The organism is Corallococcus praedator, assembly GCF_003612125.1.
In the GTDB taxonomy this organism is placed as follows: Bacteria; Myxococcota; Myxococcia; order Myxococcales; family Myxococcaceae; genus Corallococcus; species Corallococcus praedator.
The window spans coordinates 1-20409 of record NZ_RAWI01000147.1 but is presented as its reverse complement, the minus strand read 5'-3'; the positions used below and the strand labels follow the sequence as shown (position 1 = coordinate 20409).

Genomic DNA, 20409 nt, shown 5'->3' with positions numbered 1-20409 from the left:
GCCCCCAGGAGGCCGTCCCCATGCCCTACACCCCCATCGTCGCCACGCTGGGCTACGTGCTGTCGCCGGACGGGCAGCAGGTCCTGCTCATCCACCGCAACGCCCGCCCGGATGACGCCCACTACGGCAAGTACAACGGGCTGGGCGGCAAGCTGGACCGCGACGAGGACGTGGCCGCGTGCATGCGCCGGGAGATCCGCGAGGAGGCCGGCATCGAGTGCACGCGCATGGTGCTCCGGGGCACCCTGTCCTGGCCCGGGTTCGGCAAGCACGGCGAGGACTGGCTGGGCTTCATCTTCCGCATCGACGCCTTCGAGGGCACGCCCCTGGAGAAGAACCCCGAGGGCTCCCTGTCGTGGGTCCCCGTGTCCTCCATCCTGTCGCTGTCGCTGTGGGACGGGGACCGGCACTTCCTGCCGCTCGTGTTCGACGCGGACCCCCGCCCCTTCCACGGCGTCATGCCCTACGCCAACGGCAGCGCGGTGAGCTGGTCCTTCACCCGACTGTAGGGGCCGGACGCGCGGCGAGGGGGCGTCCGCGGACCAACGCTCGCAAGCCCCGCCCCCACGGTTTCCCGCGAGCTTTGCCTCCCGGCCCGCTACAACGGTGCGCCTCTCACGCGGACACACGAAGGAGCGCGGCATGGACCTCATCGGACAGCTCTCGCAGCAGCTTGGAGTGGATGGCACGCAGGCGCAGGGGCTCGCGGGCTCCCTCCTGAAGATGGTGCAGGGCACGGTGCAGGAAAAGGTGGGCCCGGACGCGGCGAAGCAGATGGAGCAATCCATCCCGGAGATGCAGGGCTGGCAGCAGCAGGCCCAGGCACAGGCTCCCGCGGCCGACGGTGGCGGTCTGATGGGCGCCCTGGGCGGCGCGGCGGCCCACGCGGGCGAGGTGGCCGGTGTGGTGGCCATCCTCCAGCGCTTCAACCTGGACGCGGGCAAGGCCGCCCTGGTGGCGCCCCTGCTCCTCGACTTCCTCAAGTCCCGGCTGGATCCGGGCCTCGTGGGCAAGATCCTCGCCGTGGCCCCCATGCTCGCGGGCGGCGGCAGCGGCCCCCAGGGCGGTGGCGGGCTGGGCGGCATGCTCGGCGGACTCCTGGGCAAGTAGTCCCCTTGGCCCCCGGGCCCTGGACCTGGGAGGTCCAGGGCTTCGGAAGATGCGGCCAGCAATGCAAAAGAATTCCGGCCCGGATGTCCTGGAAGGGTGAGGCGGGTCCCACCCTGCCCAGGAGCCGGCCATGACCTTTCTTTCGCGCACGCAACCTCCGTCCGTTCCGGTCGTCCCGCGTCGGCCGCCCGAACCGCCGACGCAGGGCCCCGCGACCCGTCCGTCGCAGCGGCCCGCCGTCGGACGCGCGGCGGACGTGTTCGAGGCAAGGGGACCGGGGGGGACCCTTGCCGGCGGAGGCATCGCGGGCGGCGTGGAGGGCGCGCAGGCGGGGCTGGGACTCGCCGGCGGCGTGGCGGGCGCCCCGCCCGAGGTGCAGGCCTCGGGCGGGGTGGGCGCCACCGCGGAGCCGCCGGGGGTCCTGGAGCAGTTGCAGGAGACCGCGCGCCAGAACCTGCCCGGCTACGCCTGGCTGGAGTCGAAGGTGGACGGGACGCTGAAGGCGCTGAGCAACGCGAAGCCCGAGGTGCTCGACGCGAAGAAGCAGATCGAATCCATGAAGCCCGGCGACAAGTACTTGCTGTCCGGCGGGTTCGACGGCGGCATCAAGCTGGGCCGGTTGAACACGAAGGCCCAGTACGAAGTGAGCTGTGACGCGGAGGAGAAGACAGACCCGAAGACAGGCGCCAGGGAGTCAAAGCCCGTCTACACGCTGAGCATGGACGCGGAGGTGCTGGGAGGGATTGGCACCGGCAAGCTCAAGGGGCTGGACCTCAAGGCGCTGGGCGGTGGCGGCGGCAAGGTCGAATACAAGCTCGACACGCCAGACGATGTGGCCAAGGCCCAGGACATCCTGGGCCGCATGCAGTCCGGCGCGGAGTGCAACATCGCCGGCACGCCCAGGCCGCAGCCCTCGCCCGAGGAGCTGGACTGGCTCCAGGGCAAGATGTCCGCCATGGAGGTGCGCGGCGCCAGCGTCGCGCAGGTCACCGCGGAGTTGGACCTCAAGGGGACGCTGGTGGACTCGGCGAGCGGGGGCATCAAGGGCCGGGGGGAGAAGTCGCTGCGCATCGAGTTCAAGGAGGGAAAGCCCTCCGAGCTGGTGCTCAAGGAGAACCTGCAGGTGGAGCTCAGCGGGGGCCTGGGCAAGGGGCTGGGCACGAAGGGCACCGTCACCGGCCCGGACAACATGAAGCTGCCCTTCGAGGGTGGCGTGTCGCTGGGCGGCACCGGCAAGGTCAACGGCAAGGTGGAGATGGAGACGCGCTATCCCATCCCCTCCGGCGTGACGGTGGACACGCTCCTGGAGGATCCGAAGGGCACGCTCGGCTCCGCGAAAGAGCAGATGGGCGCCGGCAAGAAGAGCAAGGTGACGCTGTCCGTGGACGGCGCCGGCACCTACCAGGGCAACGGCGTGGGGATGGCGGTGGAGGTCAGCATCGAGGGCAACTCGCGCAAGCTCCAGGAGAGCGGCGCCCTGGAGCGCCTCATCACCGGAGACGTGCCGGGCTCGCTGAAGGCCGCGGGCAAGGACGCGGACGTGAGCCTCAAGGCGACGCCCTACACGCAGAAGGGCATCTCGCTCGCGCCCGAAATCAAGGTGGGCCCCTACTTCAATGCCAGTTGGGAGCTGGAGGTGTCGCGGCGCACGGCCATCACCCCACCCCTGGAGAAGAAGGGCACCGCCGCGGACCTGGCCCAGTGGATGGAAGAAAACCAGACGCAGAAGGCGGCCTGAGCCCCGCCAGGATTCCGGTGACGGGTTTCACCCCTCACCGTTGGGAGGATGCGCACGTCGCGACGGCCCTCACGACGTGCGTCTCCTCCCCGCAGTCCTACGCCCGTTCAGCGAGCACGCGTGAACGTGAGTGACAGCTCAATCCCAGACGTCCGCCCGCCAGGGGCTCCCCGGGGTGACGGCCGCGGAGTCCGCGCGAACGGTCGCGGGCCGCGCGGCGGTGCTCCGCCAGACGAAGACCAGGGCCCGCAGCAGCGCCAGCCCGGCCACCACGACGTACGCCTTGCGAGACATGCTCCCTCCGGGGAGGTGGGGTCGCGCCCCAAGACACCTCACCCGGGTCCCCGAGGTTCACAGCGGAAGCACGGCGAACCGCAGGCCCACGGTGAACAGGCCGTGGAAGCCATCATCCACGCGGGCCAGCGTCCCTGGGCGTTCACCCACGCCGGTGATGTTCAGCGTCTGGGTTCCGGTGCGAACCGTGTAGCTGCCAATCGACGCGGTGATGATGGGCCCCACCGACAGGGCGCGGGTGAGGCGGATGTCTCCGCCCAACGCGAGGCGCGCGAAGGTCGGTCCCTTGTCGGTGACCCGTGTGTCCACCTCCGCCGGAACGACGACACCCGGCGCCACCGGGACCTGCGTGGTGCCCTGCACGTGGCTCTTGAGGAACTCCAGGCCCACGCCCAGGCCAATCCAGGGATCGAAGCCGCCCATCGGCGACAGGTGGTAGCGGACCTCCGGCCCGACGCGCCACTGATAGGTCGAGCAGTCGAAGCCCGTCGGGCACGAAATCGGGTTCTCCTTGGTGAAGACCTTCTCCCAGCTGCCCCACACGCCCAGATAGAACTTCGGCGTCACGCGGAAGCCCACCTCCGCGATGACGGGGATGGACACCTTCGCGGAGTCGGTGATCTTCAGGCTCTCCACCGTGCCCGTGGGGCTCGTGCCGTCCTTGTAGACATAGCCCGCGCCAAAGCCCACGTTCCCGCTCACCGCGAACTCCAGCCCCATGCGCCCCTCGGGCCGCACCGGCTCCGTCGTCACGGTCGTCGTGCGCGTCTCCGTCTCCGTCTCCGTCAGGGGCTCGCTCTCCTGGGCCCGCGCCGACGTGACGACCCCCAACGCGACGGCGAGTGACAGCGTCCAGCGGAACGGCGAGTTCATCGTGCTCATCCGGTGCTTCCTCCGTGTTCGGGATGGATGCGGACGCAAGCAAGCCGCGCGCGCCGTTAGAAGCCACCCGCCTGCGGTGCGCGCCGCCAGCCGACACACGGACACCCGGAGCGATCAGTCGAGGACACCCGCCTCGTCCCCCGGGGAGGCAACCCGCCACGGCGGAAGGCGAAGGGGAACAAAAGCAACGTGGGAGGGCCGAACCGGGCGCTGCGACCACGATCCTCACATTAGCAAGACGGCCAAAAAAACCAACGGGTTGACCCCGGATGAACCAGACGTCACCTTGCGCGCGCCGCGAAGCACGCAGCAGAAGGAACCGGCGTGACGCCGGACACCTCGCGCGGCGCGAAAGGAAAGGACATGACCGGCCCGGAGCAGGAGCTGTCGTCGGAGGCGCTCGCGCTCATCGCCGAGGAAGAAGCCCTGCTGTCACGGGTCCAGGACGCACTCGCCGGAGCGCGCCGACAGGCCGCGGAGCGGACGCTGGACACCCAGGGGCTGATGGCGCAGCTGCAGGTGCTGCGCGACGACGCCACCACCGCGCACGCGGCGGACCTGCCGCACGTCTTCACCCAGATGAACGAAGTGCGCTCCATGCTGGAGCGGCAGGAAGTCGTGCCCCTGCCGGACAGCAACGCCCCCTACTTCGCCCACCTGCGGCTCGCGGGCCCCACCGGTGAGCGCGACTACCTGCTCGGCCGCACCAGCTTCGCCAACCTCGCCGCCGGCGTGCGCGTCATCGACTGGAGGTTCGCCCCCGTCGCCCGCGTCTTCTACAACTACGAGGAGGGGGACTCCTACGAGGAGTACTTCGGCGACCGGCTCTCCGAGGGCGACGTGCAGGCGCGCCGGCTGGTCATCATCGAGAAGGGCGTCCTCACCCGCATCAGCACCGGCCCCCACCTGCTCCAGCGCGACGCCCAGGGCCGGTGGCACGCGCGAGGCCGCGACGCGACCTCCGTCCTCTCCGGCGGCACCGGCACCGCCGCCCGCCCCGGAGCCCTGGGCGTGGGTCGGGGCACGACGCATGTCGAGGATGCCTTCGGCGTGACGGCGCTCCTGGACGCGGAGCAGTACGCCGCCGTCAGCACCGGCCCGGAGCAGCCGCTCCTGGTGCTGGGCAGCGCGGGCAGCGGCAAGACGACCGTGGCCCTGCACCGGCTGGCGAAGGTCGCCTTCGACGACGCGAAGAAGTTCCCGCAGGCGCGCACCAAGGTCGTCGTCCCCGAGGAGGGCTTGGCCCGGCTGACGCGCCGGCTGCTCGCGCCCCTGGGCCTGGGCAAGGTGTCCGTGGAGACGCTGGAGTCCTGGTCGCTCAGCACCGCGCGCTCCGCCTTCAGCGTGCCGGGCCTCAAGCTGGCGCCGGAGACGCCCGCGCTCGTCTCCCGACTCAAGCGCCACCCCGTGCTGCGCCGCCGGCTGGCGGAGCGCGTGAGCCTGCCCAGGGCCAAGGCCCCGCAGCCCCTCACCCTGGAGCGGCTGCGCATCCGGCTGGCGGACGCGTTCATGGACCGCGCCTTCCTGGAGTCCGTGGTGGCGGAAGCCAAAGGCGAGCTGCCGCGCACGGTGGTGGAGGAGACGGTGGAGCACACCAAGCTCCAGACGGCCACGCCCCTGGAGCGTCAGTACCGGGACTACGACCCGGACAGCCTCGTCACCGTGGATGGCAAGACGATTGAGTCCGACACGCCGGACGCGCTCGCGGGCACGCTGGACTTCGACGACCTGCCCATCCTGATGTTCCTCAAGGCGCAGCGGGGCGCGCTGGGCGCGGAGCGGCTGGCGCACGTGGTGCTGGACGAGGCGGAGGACTTCTCCCTCTTCGAGCTCTTCGTCGTGGGGCAGCTGTTGGGCGACAGCCGCAGCTGCACGCTCGCGGGCGACGAAATGCAACAGACGACCGCGGGCTTCGCCGGCTGGGACGCCGCGCTGGAGGAGCTGGGCCTCCGCGACGCCGCCACCTGCCGGCTCCAGGTGTCCTACCGCTGCCCGCGCCCCGTGGTGGAGCTGGCGCAGCACGTGCTGGGCACCCAGGCCCCCGTGTCTCCCGCGAAGGCCGGCCGTGAGGGCGCGCCCGTGGGCTTCCACCACTTCCCCGACGAGGCCCAGGCGTGGCTGTTCCTGGGAGACGCCCTGCGCGACCTGGTGCTGCGCGAGCCGCACGCGTCCGTGGGCGTCATCGCCAGCAGCCGGGAAGCCGCCCAGTCCTTCCACCGCGTCATCGCGGAGATGCCCTGGGCGCGGCTGGTGCTGGAAGGAGACTTCTCCTTCGAGCCCGGCGTGGACGTGACGGACGTGGACAACGTGAAGGGGCTGGAGTTCGACTACGTCGTCCTGCCGGACGTGACGGCCCGCGCCTACCCCGCGGACGACGAGGCCCGCCGCCGCCTGCACGTCGCCGTCACCCGCTCCTCCCACCAGCTCTGGGTGGCCTCCTCCGCCGTGCGCTCCCCGCTCATCCGGACCTTCCCCGGGGCGGTGGAGCCGCTTCAGGGCTGACGGCCGCCGCCGCTTTCACGCCACTCGCGCTGCCGCTGGGCATGGGCCTCGCGGCGCGCGAGCGCTTCCTCCTGTTGCCGGGGAAGCTCCGCCAGCCGCGTGCGGTGCATCCGCACGCTCAGCTCCAAGAGGCCCTGGTCCTGCGACGGCAGCTTGTCGCCGTAGTCCGCGAGCATCGTGGTGGCGAAGGAGATGGCGTCCTCGGACACCTTGCGGCGGTGCTCGAAGTGCTGCTGCACCTCCTCCACGGTGGCCTCGTTGGACTGCACCCGGCCGAAGAGGGTGTTCCACTTCGCCTCCACCTCCGCGCGCCGCCGCAATTCCGCCGGCTCCTTCGTGGGCACGCCCGTCTCCCAGTACAGGTTGTCCGGCAGCTTCGCGCGCAGCGCCTCCAGGTCCACCGGGTAGGGCCCGGAGGGCTCCTCCTGGGGCGCCTGGGCCTGCACCTGGGCCGCCGCCGCGCCCGCCAGGTCCAGCCCGCCGTCCCGCGTGCGAGGCACCGCCGGCCCCGCGTTCAAGACAGGCGGAGGCGGCGTTGCCGGCGTCATCGCGGCCGGTGCGGCAACAGGCCCCTGGGCGTCGTCCGCCGGGGAGCCTCCGAAGGTCAGCCAGGCCCCCGCCGCCAGGGCCAGGACTCCCGCCGTGCCCAGGGGCAGCTTCCACCGCGCGCGCGTGCTCATGCCCAAGGCCATACCGCGCGCCCGCCGCCCACCGCAACCCATTCACGCAGACACGGCGACGCAATGCGCAAATGATACATTTAAGACTTGCCGCGACGCATCAATTTCCACCCAATCCCTGACGCGGGATGGCAAAACCTATCCTTCCCACTGGAAACCTGCATCCTCCGTGAAGTTCACTATTTTCAGCTCCTACGCAGCTTCCTTGGTTCCGACTGATAAACAAAGCGTATCATTCGCGGTCGCAACCCAATCCCCCTGTGGAGGAAGCCGCATGAGAAGTTTTCTCTGGATGAGCCTTCTGGCCCTCGCCGCCCCCGTGAGCTCGGCTCGCGCCGAGGTGCTGGTGGAAGGCATCGTTGACGTCCTGGTGGACGGCGGAAACACCTACAACTGGCAGAAGGTGACGCTGCCCGGCACCAAGTGTGGCAATGGCTCGCAGTACAAGTTCTTCGTGCACCGCACGTCGTCGCCCAACCTGCTGTTCATGATGGAGGGCGGTGGTGCGTGCTGGGACTACGATTCCTGTAGCGGCCGCACGGGCATCCTGGGGGCGGCGAACCCCAACGGCATCTCCGACGACTACATGACGCAGTTCACGGCCAAGTACGTGTCCCCCATCGTCAACGGGGCGGACCCGGGCCTGCCCTTCCGTGACCGCAAGGACATCGTCACGAAGGACTGGAACATCGTCTACCTGCCGTACTGCACGGGCGACGTGCACATCGGCAACAACGTGAAGACGTACACGGACACCACCGGGGGCCAGGCGCCGCTCGTGTGGCACCACTCCGGCTACACCAACACCATCGCCGCGGCGAACTACGCCAAGGCGAACTTCCCCAGCGTGCAGAAGCTGCTGGTGACGGGCTACAGCGCGGGCGGCACGTCCACGTCTGCCGGCTACTACTTCATCCGCAAGGCCATCAACCCGGCGCGCGGCTACCTGCTCAACGACTCCGGCCCCATCTTCATGGCGCCGAACGGCAACTCCCTGTCGCGCCCGCTGCACGACAAGATCCGTTCGTCGTGGAACCTGGACTCGGTGTTCAGCCTGCTGCCGGCCAGCTTCAGCATCAACGACATGGGCACCATCAACCGCATGGTGGCCACGGAGTTCCCGAACGACCAGCTCGCGTACACGGGCTACACGCTGGACTTCAACTACTCGCGCTATTCGTATGAGCGCTTCAAGACGCCCAACGACCAGGCCTCCATCCACGCCTACTGGAAGCAGGACCAGGACGCCCTGGTCGCGGAGCTGAACAAGTACAACAACTTCAGCTACTTCATCCCGCACCAGCGCGCCATCAACGCCAGCCACTGCAGCACCATCATCACGTTCGTGGGCGCGCACGCCTGCCAGAAGATGGAGAAGAAGTACTGGTACGAGTACGCCTCCAGCCCCTGGCAGTCCTACGCCTGCCACAGCGAGTTCGTGTCGATGGACGTGTTCCTGAGCCGCTTCATCAACGGCAACCAGCGCGTGCGCATCTACGAGCCGGCCAACAACTACAACAACGAGGACGCGGGCATGAGCATCCTCGCCCCCCTCATCAACGGCGCGCTCGGCGGGTAGTCCCACCGCTTCACGGCAGCCGGAAATGAAAGCGGGAGCGGGCCAGCATCAGGCCCGCTCCCGTTGTCATTTCAGGGCCCCGCGTCCAGGGCCCGTGCAAAGGCCCTGGGACGACCTCAAGGCGTCAGGTGAGGCCGGGCAGCGTGCCGGTGTAGGCCTCGTGGCCGAAGCGGTCCACGTTGACGCCGAAGGCCTGGGCGATGGAGGTGAGCAGCTTGTTGTGCTCCACCGCGCCCGCCAGCGGTTTGCCCGGGCCTTCCCAGTTGCCCAGGGGGTCGCGGTTGTTGGGGCGCAGGGCCAGGTAGCGGCCCATGCGGAACTTCCCGCCCGCGCCGCCCGCCAGCACCGTGGGGATGGACACGTTCATGTGGCCGGCCGCGTCCCCCAGCTCGTTGCCCCAGAGGATGACGGTGTTGTCGAGCACGGTGCCGCTGCCCTCCGGGATGGCCGCGAGCGAGTCCATCAGGAGCGCCAGCTGTTCGGAGTACCACTGCTGCACGCGCACCATGCGCAGGCGGATCTCCGTGCGCTCCGGCTGCGACTGGGTGTCGGTGCGGTGCGCGATGTCGTTGTGGATGTCCTCCGGGATGTCGATCCACGGCATGGACGGCCCGGGGATCGTCATCGTCACCACGCGCGTCAAGTCACACGCGAACGCCCGGGCGATGAGGTCCATGTGCAGCTGGGTGAGGCCGGGCATGTTGTCCAGGTTGCCCAGGTCGCTCAGCGCGTCCGACGGCTCCTCCGGCTTCACGCACCCCAGCGCGCCCACGTTGGTGAGCCGCCGTTCAATGTCGCGCAGCGCCTCCAGGTGCGTGTCCAGCTTCTGGCCCTCCGCGGTCGCCAGCCGCTTCTTCAGCCGGGTGGCGTCCTTGATGAGGTAGTCCATCAGGCTCTTCCTCTTGAGGAGGATGGCCTGCGCCTCCGCGCTGGAGCCGCCCATGCTGCCGAAGAGCCGCTTGTAGACGTTGGCGGGGTTCAGCTCGAACGGCACGCGCGAGCCGTTCTCCGTGAAGCTGATGCTGTTGTAGACGTGCTGGGCGCCGAACTGCTCGAAGGCGTGCAGTTGCAGGGAGCGGAACTGCGTGGAGCCGCCCACCGCGTTGCCAATCACCTGATCCAGGGACGGGCCCGCGGGCAGCTCATCGCCGCTGTCCACCACCACCTCGCTGCCGGTGAGGAAGGTGACGGGGCCGCCTTCATGGCCGGTGCGGCCGTGCTCGTAGAGGACGCGGTAGTCCAGGCCGTCCAGCACCAGCAGCTTGGAGCGGTGGCGCTGCAGGGGCTGGAGGACGGAGTTTTCGAAGTCGATGTTGAAGTCCGTCTCACCGCCCTTGGGCGTCCAGTACTCGGGCAGGACGCCATGGGGGGTGAACAGGGCGATGAAGCGCAGGGGGGCGGCGTCGGCCGCTTCGGCCACGGAGCTGGTGAGCAGGTGCGCGAAGGGCGCTGCCATGGCCGTGCCGGACAGGAGCTTCAGGATGCTGCGTCGGGAAAGATCGCGGGGCATGGGGTTCTGGCTCAACGGGTGGGCAGACGCCGCTGCGTGAAGGAGGCCGAGCGCACCAGACTGACGAGCGCTTCAGTGACTTTCAGATGGTCCTGGCGATAGGTGCCCGTGCGCATGGCGTCGAGCATCTGCGTGTCGGAGGCGTGTTCGTCACGTCCCATCGCGTAGCGCACCAGTTGCAGGGGCACGCAGTTGGCCAGCTCGTCGCTCGTCGCCAGGTAGCGGCCCAGCTCCGCGCCGCCCGTGAAGGGCTTCGTCAGGGTGCCGTCCGGGGCGACCACGCCACCGGTGGCGTCCACGGTGCGGCCGTTCTCCTCCGTGCGGTGCTGGCCCAGGCCGTCGAAGTTCTCCATGCCGAAGCCCATGGGGTCGATGGTCTTGTGGCAGCTGGCGCAGGCCGGGTTGTTGGTGTGCGCCGCGAAGAGTTCGCGCGTGGTGGCGTTCTCCGACACGGCCGGAGGGATGGTGGACACGTTCGCGGGCGGCGCGGGCACCGTGCGGCACAAGAGGCGCGTGAGCACGAACTTGCCGCGCTTGATGGGCGAGGACGAGTCGAAGTGGGCGTAGGTGGACATCACGCCCGCCTGGGTGATGATGCCCAGTCGCTCCGGGGGCAGCGTGACGCGGCCCATGCCCTCGTCGTCCACGTTGGTGCGCTCAAGCCCTCCGTAGAAGTTCGCGAGCGTCTCATCCACGTAGGAGTAGTTCGCGCTGAGCAGCTCCTCCACCGAACCCGCGTGGTCCTTCACGATGGAGTCGATGAAGGCGTTGCGCTCGCGCACCATGGAGTCGCGGAACTCCACGCTGTAGTCCGGGTACACCTGGTTGTTCTTGTTGACCTTGTTCAGGCCGCTGATGCCCAGCCATTCAATGAAGAACTGGCGCAGCTTCAGGCGCGCTTCCGGCGTCTGGAGCAGGCGGCGGGCCTGCTTCTCACGCTCGTCGGGCGACGTCAGCGAACCGGCCTGGGCGGCGGCGAGCAGCGTGGCGTCCGGAGGCCCCCCGGTCACCATGAAGGACAGTTCGGAGGCGACCTCGTAGGGGGTCAGCTCCACGACCTGGCCCTTGCGAGCGGTGTCGGGGCCCAGCTCCGTGCGGTACAGGAACGACGCGGAGGAGAAGAGCGCCTGGAGCACCAGCTCCGCGCCCGTGCTCATGTTGCCGCCCTGCTTGCCCGCGTTGAAGAGCGCGAGCAGGTCCGCCTCCTCCTCCGCCGTCACCGGCCGGCGGAAGGCGCGCGCGCCCACCCTCTGGATGAAGGACTTCGCGCAGTCGTCCGCCGTGACGGTCTTGGGACACGTGTAGAAGTCACTGAGTTGCGACTTGCCGGCTTCCGCCAGTGAGAGCGCGGCGGTGTCGATTTGATCCGCCAGCAGCGACGTCACCTGGAGCCGCTCGTGGGTGGAGAAGCCGAGGATGGTGTCCTCGGCCGCGAAGCCCTGGGCGATGTCGACGGGGGTGCCCAGCACGGAGGACGCGGACTTGTTGAACTCCTCGCGCGTCAGCCGGCGCACGCGTGCGGGAGCCGCCGCGCTCTCGGGGGCCTCATCCTGTCCACCGATGTTGCCGGTGCACGCGGAAGCGGACAGCACGAGAGCGGAGGACAGATAGAAACGACGCAGTGGCATGGTGTCTGGCATTCCTCGCACCCGCGCGGCCTGAGGACCGGCGCGCAGGCGGACTTCATCCTACTGTTTGCGGCCGACGCTTTCAGCGGGGATTTCATTTCCGACCGTTTCGCCATTCCTGAGAGGAATCTCACCACCCCACGGGATCCGAGGTGGGGACGCACCTGTCAGGTACGCACACGGTGCGGACGCGACTCAGGGCGGGACTTCTTCACCCCGCGCGGTCCACCAGTTCTCCCCGTAGCTGATGAAGATCTGCTCACCGGGGTGGATGTCCCGCAGTGCGTGATAACGGAACACATCGCGGTCCACGGCGCGGCTGTAGGACGCGTTCGGTTCGCTGGCGTGGTTGTAGATCATCCCGTAGCCCATCACGAGCGCGACCCAGTCGCCCTTGCGGGGCTCTTCGTGGCGGTGCCAGCGGATCTCGAAGACGTAGTCGTCCAGCGGTTCGCCCCGGCACTGCCGCTGGGGGACCTTGAGGTAGTGGCACTCCTCGATAAGGTCGCCCGCGGGGATGAAGGCATCGGTGAAGACGCCCATCCCCCACTCGCAGGGCCGCACCTTCACCCCGGGATGAAGGAACAACGCCGAGCCCTGGTTCATCCGCGCTTCGTCTCCGCTTCCAGTGTCCACGGACCGCAACCATCGCGCACCCGGGCGACAACGGAAAGCGGTCAGCGACGGACGTGAGGAGGCTTTCGGATAAGGCGGGGAATCAGGGACGTCAGCCCGGCTGCCGACCGGGCGTGGGGCCTCCACGGAAGGTGTGGCGCAGCAGGTACAGGCCGGGCAGCAGCGGCAGCCACAGGGTGAAGCCGCGCAGCAGCAGCGTGCCCGCGAGCGCGGCCTCCACCGGGACGCCGAAGAGGTTGAGCATGCCCACGGAGGCGGCCTCGTAGGTGCCCACGCCCCCGGGGATGATGGACACGGTCTCCGCCATGGAGGCCACCATGAAGCAGACGAACACGGTGCTCAGCGGCGCCTCCTGGCCCAGCGCGCGCAGCATGGCGCCGAGCGTGGCCGCATCCAGCACGTAGACGCCCAGTTGCAGGGCCACGCCGCGCGCGAGCAGGCCGGGATCCAACAGCATGCCGGGAGGCACCTCCGCGATGGCCTTGAGCATCGTGCCCAGCGCGGGGATTCGCCGGGCCCAGCGGCCCGGCTTCCACTCGCGGTGCCGCGTCGCCCAGAGGATGCAGACCGGGATGGCCACCGCCAGCACGCCGAAGCCGGTGACGAGCCACTGGATCCAGTCGCTCAGCTCCGACTTGCGCCAGAGGAAGAAGAGGCTCACGCCCACGCCCAGCGCCTGCGCCACGTAGAAGCACAGCACCGTCAGCAGCACCGCGCCCGCCGCGGTGCCGGGGTTCGCGCCCTCACTGCGCAGGCCACGTCCGACGAGCAGCGAGCCGCCCACGCCGCCGGTGGGGATGACCTGGTCGAACGCCAGCTTCATCAGCGACAGCCGCGCCAGCGACCAGAGCGAGGCGCGCAGTTGGTAGCGGTGCAGGACCGTCCACCAGATGCCCGCCACGCACAGGTACGTGCCCAGCTGGCACGCGGCGGCCACCAGCAGCCACGCGGGCCGGGCCTGCCGCACGAGGTCCAGGAACTGCTTCTCCTCCGTATGCCGGGAGAAGATGAAGGCGAGCAGCGCGACGAGCATCAGCGCGCCCGGAATCCACCAGCCCCGCCGTCGCTTCGGAGGCACCTCCAGCGGTTCCTCCAGCAAGGGAGTGGGTTCCGCGCGGGTGCCCTCCATGCGTTCGCTGCCTCCGGTGGTGCGACGGTTTCCGGAAGGATGCGCTTCGGCGTACTCCGGGGCAGGTCGGGGGGCATGGCAGGCCGTCTGCCCCCCCGGAGGGAGTCCAGGGGCCCGGTGGGCTGGCCGCGTATGGTCGCGGGGTCAGCGCGCGCAGTCTCCGGTCACCTGGGGAGCGGCGGCGCCGTTGACGGTATTGCCGCTGAAGGTGTTGCCCGCGCCCAGCACCAGCTCGATGCCGGAGCCTCCACCCCGGTTGCAGACGATGACGCCCCCGGCGCCGGCCTGGTTGCCGATGAACTGGTTGCCCTTCACGGTGACGCCCGCGTTGGGCACGTCCTCCAGGTAGAGGGCCGCGCCCGGTCCGCCCACGGCGGCGTTGTTCTCGAAGCGGTTGTTCTCGATGAGGTCGTTGTCGGGCTGGAAGTAGTGCAGCGCCCCGCCGCCGCCCAGGTCGTAGTGGTTCGCGCCGTTGGGCCACACCTCGTAGGTGCGCGACACGAGCGCGTTGGAGTGGCTGCCCCGGAAGGCCGACAGCGTGTTGTTCCGGAAGGTGTTGCCGCGCACGGTGGAGTTGCGGCCGTGGGTGACGCACATCGCGCCGCCGCCGGAGGTGGCCCCATTGCCGGTGGCGAAGCGGTCGATGTCGAGCGTGCGGTTGTTCTCGAAGACGGTGTCCGTCACCACCGAGCCGTCCGTGAACATCAGGTCCAGCGCGCCGCACTTGCCGGAGGCTTCGTTGTCGCGGAAGAGCGAGTGCTGGATGGTCACCGGCCCCGGGTAGTACGCCCAGAGCGCTCCGCGCGTGCGGTCCCGGTCGCCGTTGTATTCGTTCTTGCGCACCTTCTCGAAGACCATGTGCACGAAGGACGGATCCCCGGTCCCCTTCGACGCCTCCCCGAAGAAGTTCATGCCCCACCAGCCGTAGGGATTCGTGGAGGTGAGCGTCACCGGAGACTGCGCGGTGCCCTGCACCAGGATGCGGCCGTACACGCGCAGCTCCACGCGGCCGTTCTGGTGGTTCATCACGTCCTGCGCGCCGTCCCGCACGTCCGCCTTCGTCACGTCCGGGTTGCCCTTGAAGTCGATGATGACGCCCGGCTCCACCGTCGTCGTCTGGCCCGCCGGGATGGTGACGACGTACTGGGCATTTCCCACGACGCGGTACGGGGAACCGGCCAGCGTCAGGCGCGTGGGCAGCGTGCCCGTGATTTGCGTGCCGCCGTCGGTGGGAATCGTCGTGCCGCCATCGGTGCTGCCCGCGTCGGGGGCCCCCGCATCCGTCCTGCCCGCGTCCGCGGCACCTGCGTCCACCGTGCCCGCGTCGCCACGACCCGCGTCGGCCACGCCCGCGTCGGTGTCCCCGGACGTGCCCGCATCCCGGTTATCGGAGGCTCCCGCGTCCCGGTCATCGGAAGTCCCTGCGTCGCGCTCCGGGGTTCCCGAATCGTCACGCCCGATCAGCCCGCTGTCCGGGATGTGTCCCGAGGGCACCTCTGCTTCCGGTACGCCTTCGCCCGCGCACCCCACCCCGCACAGCAGCGCGCAGAGGACGGACAGGACGACGGGGCGGATTCGCAGGCGGTTCATGTGCACTCTTCCCGGGGGTGTTCCATGGATTGCTAGCACGCGCGTCCCACATGCTTCGGGTCTGCTAGAAGCCGCGCATGTCCGATGACGTCCTCGTGCTTGCGTACTCCGGGTGTGACACCTGCAAGAAGGCCCAGAAGTGGCTGGAGGCGCGAGGCGTCTCCTTCCAGACGCGACCCATTGTCGAGCAGCCGCCCACCGTGTCCGAACTCCTCCTGTGGATCGCCCTGAGCGGCCTGTCCGTCCGCAAGTGGCTCAACATCAGTGGCCAGAGCTACCGCGCGCTGGGCAAGGAGAAGGTCGACGCCGCCTCCGACGCGGAGCTGGTGGAGTGGCTCGCCGCCGACGGGAAGCTCGTGAAGCGGCCCGTGCTCGTCACCCCCACCTCGGTGACCATCGGCTTCAAGCCCGAGTCCTACGAAGCCCTCTTCCCCGCCCGGGGGTAGCAGGCCAGACCGGCCTCCGTCGTGCCGCCCGCCTTCACGGAGCTTGAAGGCGGGCAGGCGGACGGGCGCTCGGTCGTCTGTCGTCGCGCGCGGGCGCGGTTGCCACGTTGAGAGGGCATGGAAATCGGCACCAGACGCCCGTTGGGGGAAATCCTCCTGGAACTCGGAGTGGTCGACAAAGGCCAGCTCCGGCTGGGACTCGTGCACCATCACGAGGTCCGGGTCCCCCTGGGACGCGCGCTGGTGAGCGAGGGCGTGTGCACGGAGGCGGATGTCCTGCGTGGGCTCGCCGTCCAGTTCGACGTGGACGCGGTGGACCTGGACCGGCACCCGCTCGACCGCTCACTCACCTCGCTGGTGCCCGCGCGCATCGCCCGGCAGTACGGCGTCGTGCCGTTGGGGCTGGAGCAGCGCGAGGACCGCGAGGTGCTCCACCTCGCCGTGCCCGCGCCGCTGTCCCTGGACGCGGTGGACGACGTGCGGGCCGTGTCCGGCAAGGCGCGCGTGGAGCCGCACCTGGCCTCCGACAGCGCGCTGTCCCGCGCACTCAGCGCCCTCTACGGCATCCGCGACGTGGGAAGCGCCGCGCCGGAGCCGAACCGCCCGGTCGTGCCCAGCCCTCCGCTGATGCTCTACGGATGGCCGCCCGTCACCGCGGTGCTGATCTCGCGCACGCTGGCGCGAAATGGCATCACGTCGCGCGTCGCCTCTCCGCTGGAGGTGCTGCATACGCGCGACAACGACGTGGTGCTCGCGCCCCTGCAGGCCATGGAGGGGCTGCTCGCGGGCGAGGTCCACATCGAAGGCTCGCTCATCGTGCACGGCACGTCGGACGACGAGGGCTTCGAGCGGGCGCGGAAGCTGGGCGCGCGGGGCTTCCTCGCGAACCCGCGCGACGAGGAGCTGCTGCTGCGCGCCGTCCGCAAGCTGCGCCCGGACGCGGGCAGCGAGTCCTCCTGGTCCGGTCACTCCTGACGCGGAGAAGAAACGCCGTCAGCGTGACGCGGCGGCGTGGGCCCGCGCGTCCGCCGCGGGCGCCACGGGGGGACGCGCGGTGTGCTTCTGCTCGGGCTCCAGGCCCAGCACGCCCAGCACCTCCGGGTACACCTTGTTCGCGAAGTAGCGCCCCCCCGCCACGGTGAAGTGCACGCCGTCCGTCATGCGCAGGCGCATGGGCTTGCGGAAGCCCTCCACCGGGGCCTTGTGCAGCGCCTTGCCGCGCGCGTCGGTGAAGAAGGGCCGCGTGTCCAGGTGCACGGAGTCCTCGCGGGCGGCGATGACCTCGCGCTGGAGGCCGCGGATCAACGTGAGCTTCTGTTCGAAGCGGGGACGTCCCGTGGCCGGCAGCTCCAGCCAGACAATCTTGCGGCCCGGCGCGGAGATGGCGGTGGTGAACTCCTGCACGCGCTGCCGGTAGCCCTCTTCCCAGTCCGGCTTGCCCCACGCGACGGTGGCCTGGCCCACCTTGGTGTGCAGGGCCTGCCCGTCGTTGCCGCCCAGGATGACCACCACGACGTCCGGCTGGTGCAGTTGCACCTCCTGCTGCCCCACCTCCAGCCAGTCGAAGAAGTCCGGGCGGGACAGCCCCGTGGACGACTTCGCCCTGCGCTCGCAGCGGATCCGCGGGTGCGCGGCCAGCTGCGTCTGGAGGTACTCCCCGAAGCCCGTGGCGATGAGGCTGTCACCCAGCAGCAGCACCGTGCGCCGGGGCCCGGGCGCTGGCGCGGGGGCCACCTCCTGGGTCGGGGTGGTGGGCAGCACCGGCGAAGCCGTCAGCCCGGGAGCGGGTTGCGAGGCGGCATGGGCCGCCGTGGACAGGGACGCCAGGAGGAGGAGCGCGCGAAGAGAACAGGTCGACATCGGCGGTCGCAAACTACTTCCCGGGCGCGCATCCGTACACCCCCCCGGAGGGAGGGCGGATCCGTCAGCCGGCCCCGTGCGTCAAGGTCGCGACGGCCTCGCGCGCCCTCAGGCCGCGGAGCCCAGGTCCGCGCCCGCCGCCGCGCCCAGCCCCATGGGCACGAGCGTCTGGAGCCACGGCCCGAGCAGCCGCGCGCACTCCTCCGGGTGCGAGAAGTAGGGCACGTGGCCCGCGCCGCGCAGCAGGTGCCGGGGCGTGCCGTCCGGCAGCGAGGCCACCAGTCGCGCGAGCGTCGCGGGAGGCACCAGCACGTCGCGGTCCCCCTGGATGCAGAGGCACGACACCTTCGAGGCGCGCAGGTCCGGCGGCGGCGGTTCGGAGTGGATGGCGAAGGCGCGACGCAGCGTCGTCAGGCGCTCCAGCAGGGTGGTGGGCACCACGTCCGCCACCTGCGCGGAGGGCACCGGCCGCCACGCCGCCAGCGACGCCGCGACACGCCCCGGACGCCCCAGCACCGCGATGGGCCCCATCATCGCGATGAGCCGACCGCGCGGGCCCACGTGCGCGGTGCGCGTGAACGAGCCCAGGAACGCCACGCCCCGCGTCGCCCCGCCCGCGGCCAGGTGCGCCGCCACCATGCCGCCAAAGGAGCTGGCCACCACCGCGTCCACCGACCCCGCCGCCCGGAGCACCTGCTCCGCCAGCGCGCGGGCGCCGCACGCCGCATGCTCGCCCTCCGGGTACTCGACCAGGATGGGACGCGCCACGTCCGCCAGCCGCTCGGCCAGGGCCCGGAAGCCCGCGCCCCGCGCACCCAGCCCCGGCAGGAGCAGCACGCGCGGCCCTTCCTCACATCCACCACCAATGTCCGTCAGCTCTACCGCGCGGCGCATTCGCGTCTCCCTGTCAGGCGCGCCAGGGAACAGCGCTGGCGCCCGGGCTCTGCCCGCCCACCCCACATGAAGGCTCGCAGGCCACCCGGACAACGGGAAGTCCCCCCGCCGTCTTGCTTCCTGAGACTCCTGGTGGCCCCTGGGTCAGCGTCACCACCATTTTTCATCACGCGACGCATAAAAGCCGAGAGCCAAGGATTTTGTTGTCGCGCGTTCTGACAACGAGGGGGCGAAGGTCTAAGAATGGTGATCGTGAATCTGCATGCCTTCGGGGAGTTCGTTCGCACGCATCGTCCGGCCCTGGAGGTACGGGCCGCGAAGCTGTGCGCGGGCAGCACCATCGACTCCACGGAGCTGGTGGGCGAGACGCTGGAGCGCGCCCTGTCCGTGTTCGAGCGGTTGCAGGACCAGGACACCGCCACGGTGACGCAGTGGCTGGACGGTGCCATGGGCCGCTGCTTCGCGCGGATGGGTGGCCAGTTGCCGGAGGCGAAGCCGGCGACGGCGGATCTCCAGCAGACGTTCGACATGCTGCGCGCCCGCTTCCGTGAAGTGTACGGACAGCCGGCGTTCGGCAAGCGCGCGGGCGTGACGGGCTGGCGGATGTAGTGCTGTCGGGCGCCCTGCTTCAGGGCGCCGGGTGGTGGCCGGACAGCGTCTCCACGTAGGACGCGGCCACCTGGAGGAAGCGGCCTCCGCGCACACCGGTGAGGTACTGGCGCTTCATGGCGCGGGTGGCCCCCACGTAGAACATCGCGCGGCGGATGCGTTCGTGTTCGCGCTCGGTGCGCTGGCGGGCGCCCGCCATCCACGCCTCGATGGAGTCCAGGGCCTCCAGGCCCGCGAAGAAGACGACGGGGCACTCGTGGCCCTTGCAGGAGAACACCGTGGTGGCGCGCACGTGGTCCACGCCGCTGACCCGGAAGTCCGCCACGTCCCGCCCGCCCTTGCCGCCGTAGGCCTCCGCGGGCACGCCCGCCTTGCGCAGCGCCTCCGTGAACGACGCGGGCATGACGGGCGCCACCACCAGGATGTCACCGGGGTGGACGTGCTCCTCGCGCACCAGCCGCGCCACCTCCTTGGCCACCCAGCGCGCCTCGCTGGGGCTGGAGGCGAAGGCCTTCACCTGGGGCAGCACGCCGCCGCGCTCGGTGGACTGCACGCGGTAGAGCCCCTCCAGCGTCTCCTCCGGCAGCCACAGGAGCCGTTCGCGGGCCAGCTCTCCGGCCTTCATGTATTCGCGCATGCCGGGGTCGGTGACGCGGTGCTGGCGCAACGGATCCAACACCACGTTGAAGGCCACATCCAGGATGTCGCGCGTGGCGCGGAAGGTCTCCTTGAGCACGCGGGTGCGGCCCCGGAAGGACAGCCCTTCGGGCAGCTGCTCCTTCAGCGTGTCGATGGGCACCTGGCCGTAGACGTTCTGCGAGTCGTCCATGAACAACTGGAAGCAGCGGGACTCGCGGCCGTCCTCGCCCACGCGGGGGCGCACCAGCGCGTGCAGGGACGCCAGCGCCTTCGCGTCCATGTCCTGCGCCTCGTCCACGAAGACGGCGTCGAAGGCGTGGGGCTCCAGGCGCCGCAGCGCGCCCACGTGCTTCACCGTCACCTGGGCCTTGAGCGGCCGCACCTTCTCCGCGCCCGCGCGCACGGTGAGCGCTTCGACGAGCAGCTTGTCCACGAGCGGCGCGAGCGAGCGGTTGTAGAAGGACACCAGCACGCGGGCACGCGGGTTCTCCAGCAGGTAGCGCGCGGCCCAGTGCGCCAGCACGTATGTCTTGCCGCTGCCAGCCACGCCGCGCACCAGGTGGTGGCCGTCGTCGAAGCGGCGCTCGAAGAGGGACACCTGCTCCTGGGTGAAGAGGGGCCCCACGTCGCGGCCGCCCTCGATTTCGCCGCCCAGGCCCACGGGCACCAGCGGGGGCGGAGGG

The 20409-nt window shown here is 70.1% G+C and carries 19 protein-coding genes; 8 read left to right on the top strand and 11 right to left on the bottom strand.

The features are described 5' to 3' along the window. The 3 genes from D7Y13_RS19920 to D7Y13_RS19910 form a co-directional block, all read left to right on the top strand. A partial coding sequence (locus D7Y13_RS19920; protein WP_279637101.1) for an NUDIX hydrolase occupies window positions 1-509 on the top strand: 509 nt, incomplete at its 5' end. A gap of 97 nt (window positions 510-606) precedes the next feature. Beyond that, on the top strand, window positions 607-1110 hold the full coding sequence (locus D7Y13_RS19915) for a DUF2780 domain-containing protein (protein ID WP_279637100.1): 504 nt from the start codon (window positions 607-609) through the stop codon (window positions 1108-1110). Between the two features lie 130 nt (window positions 1111-1240). Next, on the top strand, window positions 1241-2848 hold the full coding sequence (locus D7Y13_RS19910) for a hypothetical protein (protein ID WP_147452467.1): 1608 nt from the start codon (window positions 1241-1243) through the stop codon (window positions 2846-2848). Window positions 2849-2986: 138 nt separating this feature from the next. Here D7Y13_RS19910 and D7Y13_RS45755 read toward each other — a convergent pair whose 3' ends face one another. Together D7Y13_RS45755 and D7Y13_RS19905 are read right to left on the bottom strand one after the other, a co-directional pair. Then, window positions 2987-3142: a hypothetical protein gene (locus tag D7Y13_RS45755; protein ID WP_158620400.1), complete on the bottom strand. Its 156-nt coding sequence runs from the start codon at window positions 3140-3142 to the stop codon at window positions 2987-2989. A 57-nt stretch (window positions 3143-3199) separates the two neighbouring features. Continuing rightward, window positions 3200-4024, bottom strand: coding sequence for a hypothetical protein (locus D7Y13_RS19905; RefSeq protein ID WP_120535776.1), 825 nt, complete (start codon window positions 4022-4024; stop codon window positions 3200-3202). Between the two features lie 363 nt (window positions 4025-4387). Here D7Y13_RS19905 and D7Y13_RS19900 point away from each other — a divergent pair, with 363 nt between their 5' ends. Then, on the top strand, window positions 4388-6526 hold the full coding sequence (locus tag D7Y13_RS19900; protein WP_120535787.1) for an ATP-binding domain-containing protein: 2139 nt from the start codon (window positions 4388-4390) through the stop codon (window positions 6524-6526). Here D7Y13_RS19900 and D7Y13_RS48725 read toward each other — a convergent pair. Further along, a complete protein-coding gene (locus D7Y13_RS48725) occupies window positions 6517-7206 on the bottom strand; it encodes a hypothetical protein (RefSeq protein WP_120584205.1) in 690 nt (229 codons plus the stop codon). The two genes, D7Y13_RS19900 and D7Y13_RS48725, sit on opposite strands and share 10 nt — an antisense overlap. Before the next feature lie 292 nt (window positions 7207-7498). On the opposite strand from D7Y13_RS48725, the gene D7Y13_RS19890 reads away from it, so the two are divergent. Beyond that, on the top strand, window positions 7499-8785 hold the full coding sequence (locus D7Y13_RS19890; protein ID WP_279637099.1) for a pectin acetylesterase-family hydrolase: 1287 nt from the start codon (window positions 7499-7501) through the stop codon (window positions 8783-8785). Window positions 8786-8909: 124 nt separating this feature from the next. Here D7Y13_RS19890 and D7Y13_RS19885 read toward each other — a convergent pair whose 3' ends face one another. The 5 genes from D7Y13_RS19885 to D7Y13_RS19865 all read right to left on the bottom strand — a co-directional run bounded on the left by D7Y13_RS19885 (window position 8910) and on the right by D7Y13_RS19865 (window position 15278). Continuing rightward, on the bottom strand, window positions 8910-10295 hold the full coding sequence (locus tag D7Y13_RS19885) for a DUF1552 domain-containing protein (RefSeq protein ID WP_120535778.1): 1386 nt from the start codon (window positions 10293-10295) through the stop codon (window positions 8910-8912). An 11-nt stretch (window positions 10296-10306) separates the two neighbouring features. Beyond that, window positions 10307-11923 (bottom strand): DUF1592 domain-containing protein, encoded by a 1617-nt coding sequence (locus D7Y13_RS19880; protein WP_120535779.1) that lies wholly within the window; start codon window positions 11921-11923, stop codon window positions 10307-10309. A gap of 195 nt (window positions 11924-12118) precedes the next feature. After that, the gene (locus tag D7Y13_RS19875; RefSeq protein ID WP_120535780.1) at window positions 12119-12529 is read right to left on the bottom strand and encodes an SET domain-containing protein; all 411 of its coding nucleotides are present in this window, start codon (window positions 12527-12529) and stop codon (window positions 12119-12121) included. Window positions 12530-12650: 121 nt separating this feature from the next. Next, on the bottom strand, window positions 12651-13658 hold the full coding sequence (locus tag D7Y13_RS19870) for a lysylphosphatidylglycerol synthase transmembrane domain-containing protein (protein ID WP_233595643.1): 1008 nt from the start codon (window positions 13656-13658) through the stop codon (window positions 12651-12653). Window positions 13659-13832: 174 nt separating this feature from the next. After that, window positions 13833-15278, bottom strand: coding sequence for a right-handed parallel beta-helix repeat-containing protein (locus D7Y13_RS19865; RefSeq protein WP_233595642.1), 1446 nt, complete (start codon window positions 15276-15278; stop codon window positions 13833-13835). 77 nt (window positions 15279-15355) lie between these two features. Here D7Y13_RS19865 and D7Y13_RS19860 point away from each other — a divergent pair, with 77 nt between their 5' ends. Together D7Y13_RS19860 and D7Y13_RS19855 are read left to right on the top strand one after the other, a co-directional pair. Next, a complete protein-coding gene (locus D7Y13_RS19860; protein WP_120535782.1) occupies window positions 15356-15724 on the top strand; it encodes a Spx/MgsR family RNA polymerase-binding regulatory protein in 369 nt (122 codons plus the stop codon). A gap of 168 nt (window positions 15725-15892) precedes the next feature. Next, window positions 15893-16699 (top strand): GspE/PulE/PilB domain-containing protein, encoded by an 807-nt coding sequence (locus tag D7Y13_RS19855; protein WP_439329231.1) that lies wholly within the window; start codon window positions 15893-15895, stop codon window positions 16697-16699. Window positions 16700-16717: 18 nt separating this feature from the next. Here D7Y13_RS19855 and D7Y13_RS19850 read toward each other — a convergent pair whose 3' ends face one another. After that, window positions 16718-17584, bottom strand: a complete 867-nt coding sequence (locus D7Y13_RS19850; RefSeq protein ID WP_120535784.1) for an SGNH/GDSL hydrolase family protein — start codon at window positions 17582-17584, stop codon at window positions 16718-16720. 108 nt (window positions 17585-17692) lie between these two features. Beyond that, window positions 17693-18478 (bottom strand): alpha/beta fold hydrolase, encoded by a 786-nt coding sequence (locus D7Y13_RS19845; protein ID WP_120535785.1) that lies wholly within the window; start codon window positions 18476-18478, stop codon window positions 17693-17695. Between the two features lie 243 nt (window positions 18479-18721). Between D7Y13_RS19845 and D7Y13_RS19840 the strand changes: the two genes are divergently transcribed. After that, window positions 18722-19087 carry a hypothetical protein gene (locus D7Y13_RS19840; protein ID WP_120535075.1) on the top strand — a complete coding sequence of 122 codons (366 nt, stop codon included), beginning with the start codon at window positions 18722-18724 and terminating at the stop codon, window positions 19085-19087. A 19-nt stretch (window positions 19088-19106) separates the two neighbouring features. On the opposite strand, the gene D7Y13_RS19835 is transcribed toward D7Y13_RS19840, so the two are convergent. Further along, on the bottom strand, window positions 19107-20409 hold a 1303-nt coding region (locus D7Y13_RS19835; protein ID WP_120630743.1), incomplete at its 5' end, for an AAA family ATPase.

What these genes read in the sequence shown, in the direction of transcription:
- D7Y13_RS19885 (WP_120535778.1), bottom strand. Translation starts at nt 10,295, where the DNA reads ATGCCCCGCGATCTTTCCCGACGCAGCATCCTGAAGCTCCTGTCCGGC.
- D7Y13_RS19905 (WP_120535776.1), bottom strand. Translation starts at nt 4,024, where the DNA reads ATGAGCACGATGAACTCGCCGTTCCGCTGGACGCTGTCACTCGCCGTC.
- D7Y13_RS19850 (WP_120535784.1), bottom strand. Translation starts at nt 17,584, where the DNA reads ATGTCGACCTGTTCTCTTCGCGCGCTCCTCCTCCTGGCGTCCCTGTCC.
- D7Y13_RS45755 (WP_158620400.1), bottom strand. Translation starts at nt 3,142, where the DNA reads ATGTCTCGCAAGGCGTACGTCGTGGTGGCCGGGCTGGCGCTGCTGCGG.
- D7Y13_RS19910 (WP_147452467.1), top strand. Translation starts at nt 1,241, where the DNA reads ATGACCTTTCTTTCGCGCACGCAACCTCCGTCCGTTCCGGTCGTCCCG.
- D7Y13_RS19900 (WP_120535787.1), top strand. Translation starts at nt 4,388, where the DNA reads ATGACCGGCCCGGAGCAGGAGCTGTCGTCGGAGGCGCTCGCGCTCATC.
- D7Y13_RS48725 (WP_120584205.1), bottom strand. Translation starts at nt 7,206, where the DNA reads ATGAGCACGCGCGCGCGGTGGAAGCTGCCCCTGGGCACGGCGGGAGTC.
- D7Y13_RS19860 (WP_120535782.1), top strand. Translation starts at nt 15,356, where the DNA reads ATGTCCGATGACGTCCTCGTGCTTGCGTACTCCGGGTGTGACACCTGC.
- D7Y13_RS19865 (WP_233595642.1), bottom strand. Translation starts at nt 15,278, where the DNA reads ATGAACCGCCTGCGAATCCGCCCCGTCGTCCTGTCCGTCCTCTGCGCG.
- D7Y13_RS19875 (WP_120535780.1), bottom strand. Translation starts at nt 12,529, where the DNA reads ATGAACCAGGGCTCGGCGTTGTTCCTTCATCCCGGGGTGAAGGTGCGG.
- D7Y13_RS19880 (WP_120535779.1), bottom strand. Translation starts at nt 11,923, where the DNA reads ATGCCACTGCGTCGTTTCTATCTGTCCTCCGCTCTCGTGCTGTCCGCT.
- D7Y13_RS19845 (WP_120535785.1), bottom strand. Translation starts at nt 18,478, where the DNA reads ATGCGCCGCGCGGTAGAGCTGACGGACATTGGTGGTGGATGTGAGGAA.
- D7Y13_RS19840 (WP_120535075.1), top strand. Translation starts at nt 18,722, where the DNA reads ATGGTGATCGTGAATCTGCATGCCTTCGGGGAGTTCGTTCGCACGCAT.
- D7Y13_RS19890 (WP_279637099.1), top strand. Translation starts at nt 7,499, where the DNA reads ATGAGCCTTCTGGCCCTCGCCGCCCCCGTGAGCTCGGCTCGCGCCGAG.